17 protein-coding genes are annotated in these 18,905 nt (G+C 65.7%); 10 read left to right on the forward strand and 7 right to left on the reverse strand.

Going from position 1 to position 18,905, the window contains the following annotated elements; all coding sequences use genetic code 11:
* Nucleotide 1: 1 nt before the first annotated feature.
* The 5 genes from CEY11_RS00680 to ugpB all read right to left on the reverse strand — a co-directional run bounded on the left by CEY11_RS00680 (nt 2) and on the right by ugpB (nt 5,137).
* On the reverse strand, nt 2-676 hold the full coding sequence (locus CEY11_RS00680) for a GntR family transcriptional regulator (RefSeq protein WP_088601421.1): 675 nt from the start codon (nt 674-676) through the stop codon (nt 2-4).
* A gap of 87 nt (nt 677-763) precedes the next feature.
* Nucleotides 764-1,849 carry a sn-glycerol-3-phosphate import ATP-binding protein UgpC gene (locus CEY11_RS00685; protein WP_088601422.1) on the reverse strand — a complete coding sequence of 362 codons (1,086 nt, stop codon included), beginning with the start codon at nt 1,847-1,849 and terminating at the stop codon, nt 764-766.
* 121 nt (nt 1,850-1,970) lie between these two features.
* Entirely contained in the window at nt 1,971-2,813 is an 843-nt protein-coding gene (gene ugpE, locus CEY11_RS00690) for a sn-glycerol-3-phosphate ABC transporter permease UgpE (RefSeq protein WP_088601423.1), read from the reverse strand.
* 37 nt (nt 2,814-2,850) lie between these two features.
* A complete protein-coding gene (gene ugpA / locus CEY11_RS00695; protein WP_088601424.1) occupies nt 2,851-3,732 on the reverse strand; it encodes a sn-glycerol-3-phosphate ABC transporter permease UgpA in 882 nt (293 codons plus the stop codon).
* 97 nt (nt 3,733-3,829) lie between these two features.
* The gene (ugpB, locus tag CEY11_RS00700; protein ID WP_088601570.1) at nt 3,830-5,137 is read right to left on the reverse strand and encodes a sn-glycerol-3-phosphate ABC transporter substrate-binding protein UgpB; all 1,308 of its coding nucleotides are present in this window, start codon (nt 5,135-5,137) and stop codon (nt 3,830-3,832) included.
* 215 nt (nt 5,138-5,352) lie between these two features.
* Here ugpB and proC point away from each other — a divergent pair, with 215 nt between their 5' ends.
* The 6 genes from proC to CEY11_RS00730 all read left to right on the forward strand — a co-directional run bounded on the left by proC (nt 5,353) and on the right by CEY11_RS00730 (nt 10,638).
* Entirely contained in the window at nt 5,353-6,186 is an 834-nt protein-coding gene (gene proC, locus CEY11_RS00705) for a pyrroline-5-carboxylate reductase (protein WP_088601425.1), read from the forward strand.
* A 47-nt stretch (nt 6,187-6,233) separates the two neighbouring features.
* Nucleotides 6,234-6,785, forward strand: a complete 552-nt coding sequence (locus CEY11_RS00710) for a VUT family protein (RefSeq protein WP_088601571.1) — start codon at nt 6,234-6,236, stop codon at nt 6,783-6,785.
* A 228-nt stretch (nt 6,786-7,013) separates the two neighbouring features.
* Nucleotides 7,014-7,940, forward strand: coding sequence for a high-affinity branched-chain amino acid ABC transporter permease LivH (livH, locus tag CEY11_RS00715; RefSeq protein ID WP_088601426.1), 927 nt, complete (start codon nt 7,014-7,016; stop codon nt 7,938-7,940).
* The gene (gene livM, locus CEY11_RS00720; RefSeq protein ID WP_088601427.1) at nt 7,937-9,169 is read left to right on the forward strand and encodes a high-affinity branched-chain amino acid ABC transporter permease LivM; all 1,233 of its coding nucleotides are present in this window, start codon (nt 7,937-7,939) and stop codon (nt 9,167-9,169) included. The genes livH and livM overlap by 4 nt, the downstream gene beginning before the upstream one ends.
* Complete coding sequence (gene livG / locus CEY11_RS00725) at nt 9,166-9,936, forward strand: high-affinity branched-chain amino acid ABC transporter ATP-binding protein LivG (RefSeq protein WP_088601428.1); 771 nt, start codon at nt 9,166-9,168, stop codon at nt 9,934-9,936. Before livM ends, livG begins: the two co-directional genes overlap by 4 nt.
* A complete protein-coding gene (locus CEY11_RS00730; RefSeq protein WP_088601429.1) occupies nt 9,937-10,638 on the forward strand; it encodes an ABC transporter ATP-binding protein in 702 nt (233 codons plus the stop codon).
* 171 nt (nt 10,639-10,809) lie between these two features.
* Here the strand turns inward: CEY11_RS00730 and CEY11_RS00735 are convergent, their stop codons facing one another.
* Nucleotides 10,810-11,418 carry a glutathione S-transferase family protein gene (locus tag CEY11_RS00735; protein WP_088601572.1) on the reverse strand — a complete coding sequence of 203 codons (609 nt, stop codon included), beginning with the start codon at nt 11,416-11,418 and terminating at the stop codon, nt 10,810-10,812.
* A gap of 276 nt (nt 11,419-11,694) precedes the next feature.
* Nucleotides 11,695-13,587 (reverse strand): alpha/beta hydrolase family protein, encoded by a 1,893-nt coding sequence (locus CEY11_RS00740; protein WP_088601573.1) that lies wholly within the window; start codon nt 13,585-13,587, stop codon nt 11,695-11,697.
* A gap of 316 nt (nt 13,588-13,903) precedes the next feature.
* On the opposite strand from CEY11_RS00740, the gene CEY11_RS00745 reads away from it, so the two are divergent.
* From CEY11_RS00745 to fumC, 4 genes are all read left to right on the forward strand, one after another.
* Entirely contained in the window at nt 13,904-14,881 is a 978-nt protein-coding gene (locus CEY11_RS00745; protein ID WP_088601430.1) for a D-2-hydroxyacid dehydrogenase, read from the forward strand.
* 3 nt (nt 14,882-14,884) lie between these two features.
* A complete protein-coding gene (locus tag CEY11_RS00750) occupies nt 14,885-16,018 on the forward strand; it encodes a glycerate kinase (protein ID WP_088601431.1) in 1,134 nt (377 codons plus the stop codon).
* 127 nt (nt 16,019-16,145) lie between these two features.
* Nucleotides 16,146-17,216 (forward strand): type I glyceraldehyde-3-phosphate dehydrogenase, encoded by a 1,071-nt coding sequence (locus CEY11_RS00755; protein ID WP_088601432.1) that lies wholly within the window; start codon nt 16,146-16,148, stop codon nt 17,214-17,216.
* A gap of 220 nt (nt 17,217-17,436) precedes the next feature.
* The gene (gene fumC / locus CEY11_RS00760; RefSeq protein ID WP_088601433.1) at nt 17,437-18,831 is read left to right on the forward strand and encodes a class II fumarate hydratase; all 1,395 of its coding nucleotides are present in this window, start codon (nt 17,437-17,439) and stop codon (nt 18,829-18,831) included.
* Nucleotides 18,832-18,905: the final 74 nt, after the last annotated feature.

Below are 18,905 nucleotides of genomic sequence, written 5' to 3' on the forward strand. Positions count from 1 at the left end.
CTCAATGGCCGGCGCTGAGTATGCTTTGCGCGTAGGTCAGGTTATCCGTGACCATTTGTTTGCCGGCCTGATTGGCGGTCGCCGCGTCGCGGCGGCCGAGTGCGTCGAGCACCTTTTGCCAGTTCCGCACGGACTGCGCCCGTCTTTGCGTCGAAGACAGTCCGAGCTTCGTGTAGCGGGCCACTTGCAGCGACATCTGGCTCAAGAGCGCCGCGAGTTTGCGGTTGCCGCAGCGGGTGCAGATGTAAGTGGCCATATTGGCCGACAGCTCGGCGTGGATGAGCGCCGTGGCCTGCTCGTCGGGCGCGGCGATAGCCTGGACGCGAGCCAGCGTTTCGCCGAGGAATTGCAGGTCTTTGTCGGTGGCGCGAGCGGTGAACAGCTCGAAGGCCACGCCCAGCAGCGCCGCGCGGATCTGGTAGATCTCCAGCATTTCCTCGGCACTTAACTGGGTCACGCTCGCACCATGCCGCGGGCGTATCGACACCACGCCGTCCCGTTCCAGGATCCGCAGCGCTTCGCGAATACTGCTGCGGCCGACGCCGAACAGCTCGGCCAGGGGAATTTCGCGCAGGCTGGCCCCCGGTTGGATCTCGCCCTTGATGATGCCGTCTGCAATGGCCTTGGCGATTTGCTCCGGTAACGTGACGAACTGGGAAAGTGGGCCGAGTTGCATGGGTTTCGCGGATCGAATGCGGGAAGGCGCTTACGCCCAATAAAAGAAATTCGTAGATGAAATTCGTAGATATTACATCGGCAATGCTCAAGCTTCGATGCGCTTGCCGGTGTCGGCGTCGTACCAGTGCAGGGCGCGGCCCGAGACGCTGCCCACGTCGAGCTTGTCGCCCACCTGGATGGGCCGATCGGCGGTCAGGCCCACCGGGCAGCGCAGGACGATCTGGGTGGCGCCGTGGCGGCCATGGATCAGCTGCTCGGAACCCAGGATTTCGACCATTTCGATTTCGACGGGTATGCCGTGCGTGTGCAGCTGCATGTCTTCGGGCCGCACACCCATAATGGCCTTCCTGCCGGCCAGCGCCGCGGGCACGACATCGGGCTTGATGTCGAGTGTGCTGCCGGCGTCGCCGACGACGCGGCGCCCGGCGTCGATTTGTACCGGCAGCAGATTCATGGGCGGCGAGCCGATGAAGCTGGCGACGAAGGTCGAGGCGGGCTTCTCGAAGACTTCGGTGGGCGTGCCGATCTGTTCGGGTATGCCTTTGTTCATGACCACCATGCGGTGGGCCAGGGTCATGGCCTCGACCTGGTCGTGGGTGACGTACAGGCTGGTGGTGCCGAGCCTGCGGTGCAGCTTCTGGATTTCCAGCCGCATCTGCACGCGCAGCTTGGCGTCCAGGTTGGACAACGGTTCGTCGAACAGGAACACCTTGGGCTCGCGCACGATGGCGCGGCCCATGGCCACTCGCTGGCGCTGGCCGCCCGAGAGCTGGCGCGGACGCCGATCCAGCAAATGGTCGAGTTCCAGGATCTGCGCCGCGTTGTCCACGCGCTGGCGGATCTGTTCTTTGCTGAACTTGCGGATCTTCAGCCCGTAGGCCATGTTGTCGAACACCGACATGTGCGGATACAGGGCATAGTTCTGGAACACCATGGCGATGTCGCGCTCGGCGGGTTCCAGGTCGTTGACGACCTTGTCGCCGATGGCGATCTGGCCGCCGGTAATGCTTTCCAGGCCCGCCACCATGCGCATCAGGGTGGATTTGCCGCAGCCCGAGGGGCCGACGATGACGATGAATTCGCCGTCGGCCACGTCCAGCGTCACGCCGTGGATCACAGCTACATTGCCCGGGTAGGTCTTGGTGACGTTGCGAAAGCTAAGTGTTGCCATATGCGGGTTTCCTGTTATACGGGCTTGCAATCAAGAAGATAACGGCGTTGCTTCGCCCGGCCAGTACTAGTTGTATTGTTCTCCGGCTTCGCGCCTTGTTCTCTTCTGGATTGCAAGCCCGTCATTTCTCGGCGTCGACCAGGCCCTTAACGAACCATTTTTGCATGAATATGACCACCGCCGCCGGGGGCAGCATGGCCAGGATGGCCGTGGCCATGACCAGGTTCCACGACGTGACGCTGTCGCCGCCGGCGATCATGCTCTTGATGCCGATGACGATGGGGTACATGCGTTCCTGGGTGGTGATGATGAGCGGCCAGAGATACTGGTTCCAGCCGTAGATGAACTGGATCACGAACAGCGCCGCGATGCTGGTGCGCGACAGCGGGAACAAGATGTCCTTGAAGAAGCGCATCGGCCCGGCGCCGTCTATGCGCGCGGCCTCGACCAGTTCGTCGGGCACGGTCAGGAAGAACTGGCGGAACAGGAAAGTGGCGGTGGCCGAGGCGATCAGCGGCAGCGTCAGCCCCGCGTAGCTGTTCAGCATGCCCAGGCCGGCCACCACCTTGTAGGTCGGGGCGATGCGTACTTCTACCGGCAGCATCAGCGTGACGAAGATCATCCAGAAAAAGAACATGCGCAGGCGAAAGCGAAAGTACACCACCGCGAAGGCCGACAGCATGGATATGGCGATCTTGCCGATGGCGATGACCAGGGCCATGACGGTGCTGACCCACATCATGCGGCCCACCGGCGGCGTGCTGTGGTCGGTGCCGAACAACACCGTCATGTAGTTGTGCACGAACTGGTTGCCGGGCAGCAGCGACATGGGCGCTTGCGCCACTTGCTGCATGGTCTGGGTCGAGGCGATGAAGGTGATGTACAGCGGGAAGGCGACGATGGCCACGCCCGCGATAAGAATCAGGTGCGAGAGTAAATCCAGGTAGGGGCGGCGTTGAATCATGGCGGGGCGTCCGTGGCGTTCTTAGTTATTGTTGGGCTCAATAATTGACCTTGCGGTCGATGTAGCGGAACTGCACCACCGTCAGCACGATGACGATCAGCATCAGTATCACCGACTGCGAAGCCGAGGAGCCTATGTCCAGGCCCTTGAAGCCGGAGTTGTAGACCTTGTACACCAGGATGGCCGTAGAGGTGCCGGGGCCGCCTTGGGTCATGATGTCGATAATGGCGAAGGTGTCGAAGAACGCGTAGATGACGTTGACCACCAGCAGGAAGAAGGTGGTGGGCGACAGCAGCGGGAAGACGATGGTCCAGAAGCGTCGCGCGGGGCTCGCGCCGTCGATGGCAGCGGCCTCGATCAGCGAGCGCGGTATGGATTGCAGGCCGGCCAGGAAAAACAGGAAGTTGTACGAAATCTGCTTCCATACCGAGGCCAGCACCACCAGCGTCATGGCGTCGTAGCCGTCCAGGCGCGGGTTCCAGGAAAAGCCCAGCCGCGCCAGGTACACCGCTATCACGCCCACCGACGGCGAGAACATGAACATCCAGAGCACGCCGGCCACCGCGGTGGCCACGGCGTAGGGCCAGATCAGCAGGGTCTTGTAGACCCCGGCGGCCTTGACGACGCGATCGGCCATGACTGCCAGCAACAGCGAGATGCTCAGGCCCAGCACCGATACCGACAGCGAGAAGACGGCCGTGATCTCGAAAGAGTTGACGTAGTCGGAATTGGCGAACAAATCGGCGAAATTGCTCAGGCCGACGAACTGCGAAGACAGGCCGAACGGGTCTTCGATGCGGAATGACTGCCACATGGCCTGCCCGGCGGGCAGGAAAAAGAACACGACGGTAATGGCCAGCTGCGGCGCCAGCAGCAGGTAGGGCAGCACTTTATGGGTGAAGACGACGCGTTTTTCCATGTTTCAGTGCCTGTTCACGCTAATAAAGAAACCGCGAGGAGCCCGTGCATCCGGGGCTAGCCTCGCGGTTCTTTGCATACGACTATCGCCGCTTGTATTATTTGACGCTCTTCTGGAAACGCTCGAGCAGTTCGTTGCCGCGCTTCACCATGATGTCGAGCCCGGCCTTGGCATCGACCTTGCCGGCGAAGATCTGTTCCATTTCGCCGTCTTCGATGTCGCGGATCTGCGGCAGGTAGCCCAGGCGCACGCCGCGCGAATTGGCGGTGGTGTTGGCGTTGAGTTCTTGCACGGCGATCTCGGTGCCGGGGTTCTTTTCATAGAAGCCCGATTTCTTGGTAAGGTCGTAGCCGGCCTTGGTAATGGGCACGTAGCCGGTGCCCTGGTGCCAGGCGGCGGACTGCTCGGGGCTGGCCAGGAACTTGAAGAACTTGGTTATGCCCTTGTAGACCTCGGGCTTCTTGTGGGCGAAGACCCACAGCGAGGCGCCGCCGATGATGGTGTTCTGCGGCGCGCCCTTGACGTCGGGGTAGTAGGGCAGGGTAGAGGTGCCCAGCGCGAACTTGCCGTTCTTCAGGATGCTGGCGCGCGTGCCGCTGGAACCGGTGAACATGCCGCACTTGCCCGAGATGAACAGCGCATTGGCGGTGTCGCCGCGCCCGCCATAGGTGAAGGCGCCGTCTTTGGCCATGGCGGCCAGGAACTTCATGTGGCGCACGAACAGCGGCTTGTCGATCTGCAGGCGCGCACCCAGGCCGCCGAAGCCGTTGTCTTCAGAGGCATAGGGCACGTTGTGCCAGGCCGCGAAGTTCTCGAGCTGGATCCAGGACGGCCAGTTGGTGGTGTAGCCGCATTCCATGCCGGAGGCGCGCAGCTTCTTGGCGGCCTCGGCCACTTCCTTCCAGGTGTGGGGCGCCTTGTCGGGATCGAGGCCGGCCTTCTTGAAGGCGTCTTTGTTGTAATAGAACACCGGCGTGGAGCTGTTGAACGGCATGGACACCAGCTTGCCGGAAGAAGACGAGTAGTAGCTGGCCACGGCGCCCAGGAACAGCTTGGGGTCGATGGGGTCGCCGGCCTTCTCGGACATTTCCTGCACGGGCACGATGGCGCCCTTGGCGTACATCATGGTGGCGGTGCCGACCTCGAACACCTGCAGGATGTCGGGCGCATTGCCGCCGCGGAACGCGGCGATGCCGGCGTTCATGGTTTCGGGGTACGAGCCCTTGTACACCGCATGCACGACATAGTCGGACTGGCTCTTGTTGAATTGGTCGACGATGGAATTGACGCGCTCGCCCAGGGGGCCTTGCATGGCGTGCCAGAAAGTGATTTGCGTTGCCGCGTGGGCCGTACCCAGGGCGGCAAGCGCGCCGGCAAGGGTCAGGGCTAGGTGTTTCGCTCTCATGAGCTTGTTCTCCTTGGAAAAAACCTGTCGCGGCAGGATGTGCGCGGCCGGATTCATAAACAGTGAACAGTCTATGACGCGTTTGTGACGATGACGTGAATTTAGCCACACCGGCCCTATCGGTCAATGCCTATAAGTACCATGCGTGGGGAAGCGTTGCGCAGCCGGGTCGCCAGAGAGGGCGGCTATACAGAAAATCGTACAATACGCGTGCTATGGACTCCGAACTCACACTTTCCTTCATCGGCGGCGGCAATATGGCCACCGCCCTGGGCGCCGGCCTGATCGGCAAGCGTTGCGCCGCACAAGACGTGCACGTCATCGACCCGACCGAAGCCGTGCTGCAGCAGTGGCGCCAGAAGGGCGCCAGCGCTGCCGCCGCCCCCGGCGCGCAACTGTCCGCCTGCCGGGTCTGGGTCTTCGCCGTCAAGCCGCAGCACCTGAAGGCCGCGGCGCAGGCCTGCCGCCCGTTTCTCACGCCCGGCACCCTGGTCGTCAGCATCGCCGCCGGAATCACCAGCGGCACGCTGGCGCGCTGGCTGGGCGAGCCCGGTCGGCCCTGGCAGCGCCTGGTGCGCTGCATGCCCAATACCCCGGCCCTGATCGGCGCCGGCATCACCGGCCTGATGGCCCTGCCCGCCGTCTCCGACGACGACCGCGCCCTGGCCCAGCAAATGCTGCGCGCGGTGGGCGAAACCGTCTGGGTCGACGACGATGCCGCGCTGGACGCGGTCACCGCGCTGTCGGGCAGCGGCCCGGCCTACGTATTCCTGTTCCTGGAAGCCATGCTGCAGGGCGGCCGGGATCTGGGCCTGAACGACGAGCAGGCGCGCAAGCTGGCGCTGGCCACGCTGTCGGGCGCCACCCAGCTGGCGGCGCTGTCGCCCGAACCTCCGGCCACGCTGCGCGAGCGGGTCACTTCCAAGGGCGGCACCACGGCCGCCGCGCTGGCCGTGTTCCAGCAGCGCGGTTTCGCCGGCATCGTGCAACAGGCCATGCGCGCCGCCTGCGATCGCGCCGCCGAACTGGCCCAGGAGCTCGACGCATGAATACTCTTGCCTCGAGCCCTGCCGCGCGGCAGCGCAGCTTCGTAGCCATGACCCCGGTGCAGTTCCTGCTGGCCGTGCTGGCCATGGGCGTGGTGGTGGTGGGTTCCAACATCCTGGTGCAGTACCCCATCAGCCACTGGCTCACCTGGGGCGGGCTGTCGTACCCGGTGGCCTTCCTGGTCACCGACGTGCTGAACCGCCGCTTCGGGGCTCCGGCGGCGCGGCGCGTGGCGGTGGCCGGCTTCGTGGCCGCACTCATCGTCTCCGCCTGGGTCGCCACGCCACGCATCGCCGCGGCCTCGGGCCTGGCCTATCTGTGCGCGCAGCTGGCCGACATCCATGTCTTCGACCGCCTGCGCGACCAGCGCTGGTGGCGCGCGCCGCTCATCGGGGGGGTGGCAGGCGCCATACTCGATACTTGCGTATTTTTCAGCGTGGCCTTTGCCGGCACGGGCGTGCACTGGGTCGCGCTGGCTTTGGGCGACCTGGCCGTCAAGCTGCTGGTCAATGTCACCATGCTGGCCCCGTTCCGGGCCATGATGTGGAACCTGGCACGGCCGGCCACGGCCGCCGCGGTCTCGGCGCAGCACAACGTTTAGGGGCTATTCCTTAGTGACAAGCGCGGGCCGGGTGCGCAGAATGGCGGCGCCCCGACCGGGAGCAGGCAGCGGATCTGAACCTGCGTATCAGGCAAGCAGCACACTGCGCTCCAGGGCAGGCTTACGCGCAGGCGGGCCGTGCGCCCATGAGCCAGGCCGGCGGTTCTGGGGCTTGCGGTAACGCAGGCCACCCGGCCTTGCGGGCATAAAAAAGAGGGGCCTTGCGACATGTCAGATTTCATTCCCGAGCTTACGCAGCAGCTTTTCAACGGCCTGTCGCTGGGCGCCATCTACGCCCTGATCGCCATCGGCTACACCATGGTGTACGGCATCATCGGCATGATCAACTTCGCTCACGGCGACATCTACATGATCGGCGCCTATGTCGGCCTGGTGACATTGTCGGCCGTGGGCGTCAACAGCGGCTTGCCGCTGCCGCTGCTGGTGCTGCTCATGCTGGCGGTGGCGGCCGGCGTCACCGCGGTGTATGGCTACGCGATCGAGAAGGTGGCCTATGCGCCGCTGCGCAAGAGCCCGCGGCTGGTGGCGCTGATATCGGCCATCGGCATGTCGATTTTCCTCGAGAACTGGGTGGCGATCGGGCAGGGCGCGCGCGACATGGCGGTGCCGGCGCTGATCCACGGGGCGGTGCAGTTCGACATGAGCCCCGACTTCCGTGTCTCGGTGCCCTATGCGCGCATCATGATCATCGCCGTGACCGTGCTGCTGATGATCGCGCTGACACTGTTCATCAAGTATTCCCGCACCGGCCGCGCCTCGCGCGCCTGCGCGCAGGACATACACATGGCCAACCTGCTGGGCATAGACACCAACCGCATCATCTCCTTTACCTTCGTCATCGGCGCGATGCTGGCGGCGGTGGGCGGGGTGCTGATCGCTCTGGCCATCGGCAAGCTCAACCCCTTCATCGGCTTCCTGGCCGGCATCAAGGCCTTTACCGCGGCGGTGCTGGGCGGCATAGGCAGCGTGCCCGGTGCCATGCTGGGCGGTGTGCTGCTGGGCCTGGCCGAGACGCTGGCCGCCGCCTATATCTCTTCCCAATACAAGGACATCGTGGCTTTCGCGCTGCTGGTGCTGATTCTGCTGTTCCGGCCCACCGGGCTGCTGGGCAAGCCCGAGGTGGAAAAGGTATGAAGGGCCGCAACTTTACTCATGCGCTGGTCGCCGCCATCATGGCCGGCGTCATCATTGCCCCGGTGTTCGGCCTGCAGATCGTGCGCCGCGGCATGCAGACGCAGCTGCAGCCGGAATGGGGCATGATCGTGGCCGGCATGGCCATCGTCTTCGTCTTCCAGCTGCTGCGGCCGCTGGCCGCGGGCCTGCCGGGCGTGGGCGGGCGCGTGCGCCTGCGCATGCCGGTGCTGGGCGAACGCGGCCGCCGGCGCATGCTGGCCGCGCTGGTGGTGTTCGCGGCCATCTGGCCCTTCTTCACCGGCCGCGCGCAGGTCGACCTGGCTACGCTGGTGCTGATCTACGTGCTGCTGGGCCTGGGCCTGAACATCGTGGTGGGCTTTGCCGGCCTGCTGGATCTGGGTTTCGTCGGTTTCTACGCGGTGGGCGCCTACACCTACGGCCTGCTGTACCACTGGGCCGGCTGGGGCTTCTGGGAGGCCCTGCCGCTGTCGGGCCTGTTCGCGGCCTTGTTCGGCTTCGCCCTGGGCTTCCCGGTGCTGCGCTTGCGCGGCGACTATCTGGCCATCGTCACTTTGGGTTTCGGCGAGATCATCCGCCTGATGCTGATCAACCTGTATCCCCTGACCGGCGGCCCCGACGGCATCGCCGGCATACCCAAGCCGACCCTGTTCGGCTACGCCATGGTGCGCCGCGCGCCGGCGGGCGAGACCACTTTCCACCAGCTGATGGGCTGGACTTTCAACCCCAATGACGTGGTGGTGTACCTGTACCTGACCGCGCTGCTGCTGGCGCTGCTGGCTCTGTTCGTGTCCTCGCGCGTGATCCGCATGCCCATAGGCCGCGCCTGGGAAGCCCTGCGCGAAGACGAGATCGCCTGCCGTTCGCTGGGCTTGAACCCGACCCGCATCAAGCTCTCGGCCTTCACCATGGGGGCCATGTTCGCCGGCCTGGGCGGCGCGTTCTTCGCGGCGCGCCAGGGGCTGGTCAACCCCGAATCCTTCACTTTCATCGAATCGGCCCTGATCCTGTCCATCGTGGTGCTGGGCGGCATGGGCTCGCAGGTCGGCGTCATCCTGGCGGCCATCATTCTTACCGTGGTGCCGGAACTGGCGCGCGAATTCGCCCAATACCGCATGCTGATCTTCGGCCTGGTCATGGTGCTGATGATGATGTGGCGCCCGCAAGGCTTGCTGCCGGTCAAGCGTCCGCAGGTGGAGCTGCCGGCATGACGAGCCCCGCCTTGCTGAAAGTCTCGGGCCTGAGCATGCGCTTCGGCGGCCTGCTGGCCGTGGACGGTGTCGGGTTCGAGGTGGGCGGCGACGAGGTGTTCGCCATCATCGGCCCCAACGGCGCCGGCAAGACCACCGTATTCAATTGCGTGGGTGGCTTCTACAAGCCTAGCGGCGGCTCTATTTTCCTGGAAGAGCGCCGCATCAACGGGCTGGCCAGCCACAAGGTGGCGCAGCGCGGCCTGGTGCGCACCTTCCAGAATGTGCGCCTGTTCAAGCAGCTTACCGTGCTCGAGAACCTGCTGGTGGCGCAGCATACGCGCCTGCAGACCGGGTTCCTGCAGGGCCTGTTCAAGGTGCCTTCGTATCGCCGCTCCGAGCGCCGTGCGCTGGAAAACGCCGTGCAGTGGCTGGACTTCATGGGCATACGCGAGTACGCCAACCGCGAGGCCGGCAACCTGGCCTACGGCCACCAGCGCCGGCTGGAAATCGCGCGCTGCATGATCACCCAGCCGCGCCTGCTGATGCTGGACGAGCCCGCCGCCGGCCTGAACCCCCAGGAAAAACGCGACCTGCAGCGGCTCATCGACCGCCTGCGCAAGGAATTCGGCGTGGCGGTGCTGCTCATCGAGCACGACATGAGCCTGGTCATGGGCGTGTCCGACCGCATCCTGGTCATGGAACACGGCAGGCCCATCATGACGGGCCTGCCCGCCGAGGTGCGGGCCGATCCGCGCGTCATCAAGGCGTACCTGGGGGAAGAATAAGTGCTCAAGCTGGACAACGTGCACACCTACTATGGCGCCATCCAGGCCCTGGACGGCGTATCGGTCGAGGTGCGGCAGGGCGAGATCGTGACGCTGATCGGCGCCAACGGCGCGGGCAAGACCACGCTGCTGATGACGGTTTGCGGCTCGCCCCGGGCGCGCAGCGGCCGCATCGAATTCGAAGGCCAGGACATCAGCGGCGAGGACACCCACGCCATCATGCGCCGCGGCATCGCCATTTCACCCGAAGGGCGGCGGGTATTTTCGGATCTGACCGTCACCGAGAACCTGCAGATGGGCGGCTTCTTCCTGGACAAGGCCGGCGTCGCCGCAGGCATCGATCATGTATATACGTTGTTTCCACGCTTGAAAGAGCGCGCCCGCCAGCGCGCCGGCACCATGTCGGGCGGCGAGCAGCAGATGCTGGCCATAGGCCGGGCGCTGATGACGCGCCCCAAGCTGCTGCTGCTGGACGAGCCCACCTTGGGCCTGGCGCCGCTGATCATTGCGCAGATCTTCGAGATCATCCAGGCCATACGGCAGCAGGGCGTGACCGTGTTCCTGGTCGAGCAGAACGCCCACAAGGCGCTGCAGATCGCCGACCGCGGCTATGTGCTGGAAACCGGCAGGGTGATGCTGGCCGACAGCGGGGCCAATCTGCTGAGCAATGACGAGGTGCGGCGCGCCTACCTGGGGGCTTGAAGGCGGCCGATGTGTGCGGCGCGCCTGCCTGGAGGCTTGAAGGCAGCCGCTGTGTGCGGCTGCTTCGGCAGGCGGAGTGTGCCTCCGTATTGCCGCACAATCAATGCAGGTTCTTGGCCACCGGCCGGGCTCATGCCGCGGCCCGGCAGGCAGCCGCCGCGTTGCGCGCGGCTATTCCAGGCCCTGTTTCTTGAGGGCTGCCTGCACGCCGGCGTCGGCATGCATGCGCTCGTAGTGGGCCTGCAGGTTCGCCATGCCGCCGATATCCAGCTGCTTGGCCTTGGCCCAGCGTGTAATGGTGTACAGATAGGGGTCGGCGACCGAACGCTGGTCGCCCAGCCAGTTCCTGCCGGCCAGGTGCTTGTCGGCCACGCCGAACAGGAACACTACGCGCGCGGCGGCCTTCTCGGCCAGTTCTTTCTGGCCCGCTTCGCTGCTGACGTAGGCCCCCGGCCCGAATACCAGGCTGAAGGTGCGATGCAGGTCGGAATTGCAGAAGCCCAGCCAGCGGCGAGTCTCGGCGCGCTGGCGCGGGGTCTGGCCGACCAGGTCGGCCTTGGGATTGAGTTCCGCCACGTATTCCAGCGTAGCCGCGCTTTGCGTCAACACGAAGTCGCCGTCCACCAATACCGGTACCGAGCCCAGGGGGTTCAGGGCCAGGTAGGCGGGCTCTTTGATTTCGCTGCGGCTGACGGCCTGCAGTTCGTAAGGGGTGCCGGTCCATTCCAGGACGATCTGGGTGGCGAGCGGGCAGGCGCCGGGCAGGTAATACAGTTTCATATGCATGCGCGGAAGGCTCCGGGCTGTTGCGCCGGAGAGGGATAGCGCGCCACGCTCGATGTCGTGGCCCTGTTCCGCGTCCTCCTTCGTATCAAAAACGCTATCGGGTATGTGCAGAGGGGTGATGCTGGAATCCGGGTGGCCGGTGTACGGCGTACGCCAGCCACCGATTATCTTATCAGTGTTGTCAAACGCTACGGCCTGCCGGCCGCGGCGGTCTTGTCTTTGCGTGGCGCCCCGGCCGGTGACGTTCGGGCGGGGCGGCAGGGCTTGCGATCAGGACTCGCCTTCGGCGCCGTCGGGGCGCAGGTGCAGATCCAGGAACTTTTCCATGCGGCCGTAGAACTCGAACTTGTTCTCGTCGTTGTGGAAGCCGTGCCCTTCGTTGTCCTTGACGATGTATTCCACCTCGACGCCGCGCGAGCGCAGCGCCGCCACCATCTGGTCGCTTTCGTCCTTGTTTACGCGCGGGTCGTGCGCGCCCTGGGCGATCAGCAGCGGCGTGCGGATCTTGCCGGCATTCAGCGCCGGCGACGTAGCTTCCAGGCGCTCGCGGTCGCGTTCCGGGTCGCCCACCATGCTGTGCATTTTTTCCAGCATGGGCTTCCAGTATGGCGGGATGGTGTTCAGGAAGGTCAGCAGGTTCGACACGCCCACATAGTCCACCGCCGCGGCGTACAGATCGGGGGTGTAGGTGATGCCGGCCAGCGTGGCGTAGCCGCCGTAGCTGCCGCCATAGATGGCAATGCGCGCCGGGTCGGCGATGCCTTCGTCGACCAGCCATTGCACGCCGTCGGTGATGTCGTCTTGCATCGCCAGGCCCCACTGGCCGAAGCTGGCTTCCCAGAAGCGCCGGCCGTAGCCGGTGGAGCCGCGGAAATTCATTTGCAGCACGCAGTAGCCGCGGTTGGCCAGGAACTGGGCTTCCGGGTTGAAGCCCCAGCCGTCGCGCGCCCAGGGGCCGCCATGCGGGTTGACCACGCAGGGCAGGGCCTGCGCGGGGCGCCCCGGCGGCAAGGTCAGGTAGCCGTGGATCCACAGGCCGTCGCGGCTGCGGTACTTGATGGGGCGCACCTGCGCCATGTCCTGTTCGCGCAGGTGGGGGTTGATGTCGCCCAGCTTGCTGACCGTGCCGCTGTCGGCGTCGAAGATGTAGCGGCTGCCGGGCGTGCGGTCGTTGTAGGCCGCGACGATGAACTTGGTTTCGTCGCGCGTGGCGTCCTGGAATGCGACCTCGTAGCCGGGCAGCAGGGCGCGCACCTGCGCGTAGCGCTTTTCGCTGAGCATGTCGAAAAAATGGTATTGCGGCTTGTCGGTCTGGTAGGCGGCCGCCGTCAGCACCTTGCGCAGCCGCGAGTAAGACGCGCCGTCCAGGTCGACGCTGTCGGTGCTGTACACCGTGTGTTCTGCGTCGGGCGCCCGCGGGTCGATGCGCACCAGTGCCAGCAGGTCGCGCCCGCGGTTGCTCAGCGCATACAGCGAACGATCGTCGAAATCGAAGAACATGGGGCTGACGGTGGTACGGAAGTCGGTATCGATAATCGCCGTGAAGGCGTCGCTTTCGTTTTCCCGGTACAGCACCGTGGTGCGCAGGCCGTCGCTGGCCAGCGCCACGCGCACCCGCCCGGCGTGGTCGGTCTGCCAGCCGACGATATTGCCCGGGTTCTCGGCCACCCGCTCCAGTGCGCCGCTGCGGATGTCGGCGCGATAAACGTCGAAGACCTCGGGGTTGCGGCCGTTGTGGCCTATGAGTATGTGCTGCGGGTCGTCCGGCAGGTCGTCCTCGACGCCGGCGCGCACGCCCTCGAAGGGTGTGAGGTCGGTGACGGCGCCACTGGCGACGTCCACCGCCAGCACGTGGAAGTTCTCGTCGCCGTTGAAATCCTTGGCGTACAGAATGGTGTGCGAACCCTTCCAGAAGAACTGGCCTATGTCGCGCAGCGTTTCCGAAGTCAGCCGCCGCGCCGTGCCCACCGGCCGGCTGCCTTCCAGCGCCTGCACGAATATATTCATGCGCGTCGGCTGCCCGTCTATGGACACAGGCTCCATGAACGCCAGCGTGGCGCCGTCTTCCGACAGCCGGAAAAAGCCGCGCTCGGGGTTGCGGAAGAAGTCTTCGATGGGATAGCGCGGTGGCGGTTCCGTAGCGGCGGCCGGGGCATCCGGCATGGCGGATAGACGGAACGGCGGCTTGAATAACTGGGTCGGCAGCATGGTGTATCCGTAGTTGATCGCTGATATGCGGGCGCGCCGCATACAGCGCGCCGTGCTTCAGGTCAACTATATCCCGGATGCAGTCCGGCTGCGCGAGAGCGGGTTCCTTCGTCTGGCCGATGGGGCTGCGGACATTGCCATGCGCGGGCACGCTGCTGGTCGGTTTTTCCGCCGCGGCCATTTGTTTTATATACTCGGTGACTCTGCCGGCCCGAGCCACGCTGCCCGGTTCGAGGCCGCCTCCATTGCCTCTCATCCTTACTGGAACCCCATGACTGCTCGCCCATTGCGTGTCGTCTTTCTGGATCGCGACACGATTTCACCGCAGACGGTGCTGCGCCCGCTGTCTTTTCCGCACGAGCTGACAGTACATGCGCGCACCGGCAAAGGCGAGGTGGCGGCCCGCATCGCTGCGGCGGACATAGTCATCAGCAACAAGGCGCCGTTGCCGGCCGAAGCGCTGGCGCAGGCGCCGAACCTGAAAATGATCGCCGTGGCCGCCACCGGCACCGACATGGTCGACCTGCGCGCTTGTGCGCAGCGGGGCATCGTGGTGTCCAATATACGCGGCTATGCCGTGCATACCGTGCCCGAACATACTTTCGCGCTGATTTTCGCCCTGCGGCGCAGCATCGTCGCCTATCGCGATTCGGTCAAGGCGGGCCGCTGGCAGCAGGCGGCCCAGTTCTGCTATTTCGACTATCCCATCCGCGACCTGGCCGGCTCCACGCTCGGGCTGATAGGCTCGGGCGTCCTGGGCCAGGCCGTCGCAGGCATCGGCCGTGCGCTGGGCATGCGGGTGCTGTTCGCGGGCCGCAAGGGCCAGGCGCAGCCCGCGGCGCCGTATACGACGTTCGAGCAAGTGCTGGAACAAAGCGACGTCATCAGCCTGCATTGCCCGCTCAACGAGCAGACGCGCGGCCTGATCGGCGCGGCGGAATTCGCCCGCATGCGGCGCCGGCCGCTGCTGGTGAACACCGCGCGCGGCGGCCTGGTCGATGAAGCGGCGCTGGAACGCGCCCTGCGCGGCGGCCAATTGGCGGGCGCGGGTTTCGACGTGGCCAGCCCCGAGCCTCCCGCCGCCGACAGCATCCTCATGCGTCTGCTGGATCTGCCTAATTTCATCCTTACCCCGCATGTGGCCTGGGCCAGCGACGAGGCGGTGCAGGCGCTGGCCGACCAGCTCGTCGACAATATCGAGGCATACTGCCGCGGCGAGCCGCGCAATGCGGTTGCGGTGGGTATATAGAACATGCGTATCGTCATAGCCCCCGATTCATACAAGGAAAGCCTGAGCGCGGCCGAGGTGGCGCGCGCCATCGAGGCCGGTGTACTCGATGTGCTGCCGCAGGCCCAGACCGTGTGCGTGCCCATGGCTGATGGCGGCGAGGGTTCTTTGGCGGCGGTGGCTGCCGCGACCCGCGCCGAATTGCGCAAGGCCGTGGTGCGCGATGCCAACGGCCGCGACCACGAGGCCGAGTGGGCCTTGCTGCCCGATGATGCGGCCTTTATAGAAATTGCCGCCGCAGCCGGGCTCGAGCAGATTGCGCCGAACCTGCGCAATCCTTTGCGCGCCACCAGCTATGGCGTCGGGCAGCTCATCCTGCAGGCGCTGCAGGCCGGAGCCCGGCGCATTACCATCGGCCTGGGCGGCAGCGCCTGCAACGACGGCGGCGCGGGCATGCTGCAGGCGCTGGGCCTGCGGCTGCTGGACGCCCAGGGGCAAGAGCTGCCGCCCGGCGGCGCGGCCTTGCGGAGCCTGCATGCGCTGTCGGCGGACGGACTGGATCCGCGCGTGGCCGACACCCGCTTCGAAGTGGCCATGGACGTCGACAACCCCTTGTGCGGCCCGCAAGGCGCCTCGGCCGTATTCGGCCCGCAGAAGGGCGCCGATGCGCGGCAGGTGGCGGAACTCGACGCGGCGCTGGCGCATTTCGCCGATGTCTGCGCCGCGCTAATGGGCAAGGACGAACGCCAGACGCCGGGCGCCGGCGCAGCCGGTGGCCTGGGCTACGCGATCAAGCAGTTCCTGGGCGCGAGCTTTCGGCCCGGCGCCGAACTGGTGGCCGAGCTGGCTGGCCTGCCCGCTGCCTTGCAGGGCGCCGACCTGGTCTTCACCGGCGAGGGCCGCATGGATGCCCAGACGCCGCATGGCAAGACGCCCGTGGGGGTGGCGCGCTACGCGCAGCGCCTGGGCATCCCGGTATTCGCCTTGGCCGGATCGCTGGGGCCGGGCTACGAGGCCGTGTACGCCGCCGGCATCACCGCCGCCTTCAGCCTGGCCCCGGGGCCTATCACGCTGGAACAGGCCTGCCGCGAGGCCCCGCAATTGCTGCGGCAGCGTGCCGGCGATATCGTCCGCGCCTGGCGCGCCAAGGCGTCCTGACGCCTTCGAGCCCTTGCGGAAAGTAGTACAGTGACACTAGTGCCGCGGCCTGCGGCGCGTTGCGTGCCGGCGGCGCAGCGTGCGTGTGGGCGCCGCGCCTGAATCGTCATTTCCGGAACACCCTCACATGCCTCATCCCATACGCCTTGCAATCAACGGCTACGGCCGCATAGGCCGTTGTTTCCTGCGCGCGCTGCACGAATCGCCGCTGCGCCACTCGTTCCAGGTCGTCGCCATCAACGAGCCGGCCGACCTCGACTCCATGGCGTACCTCACGCGCTTCGACTCCACCCACGGCATCTTCCCCGGAGACGTGCAGCAGCGCGACGAAGGCCTGGTAATAGATGGTGTGCCGATACACGTCAGCCATGCCCGCGAGCCGGAAGGTGTCGACTGGGCGGCGCTGGATATCGATATTCTGGTGGAGTGTTCCGGCCGCTACGGCACGCGCGCCGAGCTGGAACGCTTCCTGGCGGCCGGCTGCCCGCGGCTGCTGCTCTCGCATCCGGGCCGCAGCGCGCGCGATATTGATTTCACCCTGATCTACGGCATCAACCAGCACGCGCTTACCGGCGAAGAACGCCTGGTTTCCAACGCGTCCTGCACCACCAATGCCGTGGTGCCGGTGCTAAACCAACTGCAGCAGGCTTTTGGCGTCGAACACGCGTTCCTCACCACACTGCATTCGGTCATGAACGACCAGCCCCTGATAGACGGCTATCATCATTCCGACCTGCGGCGCACCCGTTCGGCCATGCAGTCCATCGTCCCGGTGGCCACGGGCCTGGCCCAAGGGGTAGAGCGCTTCCTGCCGGCGCTGGCCGGCAAGGTGCAGGCCAAGGCCATCCGCGTACCCACGCTGAACGTGTCGGCCATCGACATCATGGCGCAGCTGTCGAGCGACGCCGATGGCGAACGGCTGCATGCGCTGCTGCGCACGGCGGCGCAGCGCCAGCCGCGCCTGCAGGCGTATTCCGACGCGCCGCATGCCTCGGTGGACTTCAACCACGACCCGCATTCCGTCGTCGTCGACGGCAGCCAGACGCGCATGAACGGGCCGCGCCTGGCCAATATCTTCATCTGGTTCGACAACGAATGGGGCTTCGCGTGCCGGCTGCTCGATGCCGTGCAGGCCTGGTCGGCGCTGTTCGCGCCACACGCCGAAGAGGCGCCCGAGGCGGCACTACGGCATGGCTGACGGCGTGGCTGACGGCGTGGCGAGCGCAGGAACTGGGGCAGGGCGCTGTCCCGCGCTCCTTGCCCGGCTTGGCCGGTGCCCGGCCCAGGGCGCCGGCTGCTGGTGCCGGCCCGGATCCCGAGGGCATCCGGATGTATATTCTGGTTCCTGTATACATAGAAACAGGGCGCGCATGGCGGCGCCCGCAAGCATATAGATATAGCGATCAAGGAGTTGCACAATGGCTACAACCCGCGTGGAAAAAGATTCGATGGGCTCCATCGAGGTACCCGCAGACCATTACTGGGGCGCGCAGACGCAGCGTTCGATACAAAACTTCCCCATAGGCGTGGCGCGTTTCAAGTGGCAGGCGCCCATCATCGAGGCCCTGGGCATCCTGAAGAAATCGGCGGCGCAGGCCAATGCCGAGCTGGGCGAACTGCCGCAGAACATTGCCGACCTGATCGTGCGCGCCGCCGACGAAGTCATCCGCGGCGAGCGCAACGAAGAGTTTCCCCTGGTGGTGTTCCAGACGGGTTCCGGCACCCAGTCGAACATGAACGCCAACGAGGTCATTGCCAACCGCGCCATCGAACTGGCGGGCGGGGTCATGGGCAGCAAGGCGCCGGTACACCCCAATGACCATGTGAATCGCGGGCAGTCGTCCAACGATACCTTCCCCACGGCCATGCACATCGCCGTGGGCCGCGAACTGCAGCGCCACCTGTTTCCCGCCGTCGAGCTGCTGCGCGACACCCTGGCGGCCAAGTCCGAACAGTACAAGGACGTCGTCAAGACCGGCCGCACCCACCTGCAGGACGCCACGCCCATCACGCTGGGCCAGGAAATCGGCGGCTGGGTGGCGCAGCTCGAGTTCGGCCTGGAAGCGCTGCGCGCGGCGCTGCCCGGCATTTACGACCTGGCCATAGGCGGCACGGCGGTCGGCACCGGCCTGAATGCCCATCCGCGCTTCGGCGACACCGCCGCGGCGCACATCGCCGAGATCACCGGCCTGCCGTTCCGTTCCGCCAGGAACAAGTTCTTCGCATTGTCGGCGCACGACGCCCTGGTGAACCTGTCGGGCGCGCTGCGCACCCTGGCCGGCGCGCTCATGAAGATCGCCAACGACGTGCGCTGGCTGGCCAGCGGCCCGCGCTGCGGCATAGGCGAACTGCACATCCCCGACAACGAGCCCGGTTCTTCCATCATGCCCGGCAAGGTCAACCCCACGCAATGCGAAGCCATGACCATGGTTTGCGTGCAGGTGTACGGCAACGACGCCGCCACGGCGTTCGCCGGCAGCCAGGGCAATTTCCAGCTCAACGTATACAAGCCCGTGATGGTGCACAACGTACTGGAAAGCATACAGTTGCTGGGCGACTCCTGCCGCGCCTTCAACGACCACTGCGCGGTGGGCATCGAACCCAACCTGGATCGCATTGCCGCCAATCTGGAAAAGAACCTGATGCTGGTCACCGCGCTGAACCGCCACATCGGCTACGACAAGGCGGCCGCCATCGCCAAGAAGGCTCAGCACGAACAGACCACCCTGCGCAGCGCAGCACTGGCCCTGGGCTACGTCACGGCTGAACAGTACGACGAATGGATCGTGCCGATGGACATGACTCATTCTTGATTTTCACGGGCAGGCCCCGTGCCGGCCACACCGGTCGTACGGGGCCTCGCGCTTATGTCCGCCCGATCTGGCAA

The organism is Candidimonas nitroreducens, from assembly GCF_002209565.1.
GTDB classification, from domain to species: domain Bacteria; phylum Pseudomonadota; class Gammaproteobacteria; order Burkholderiales; family Burkholderiaceae_B; genus Candidimonas; species Candidimonas nitroreducens.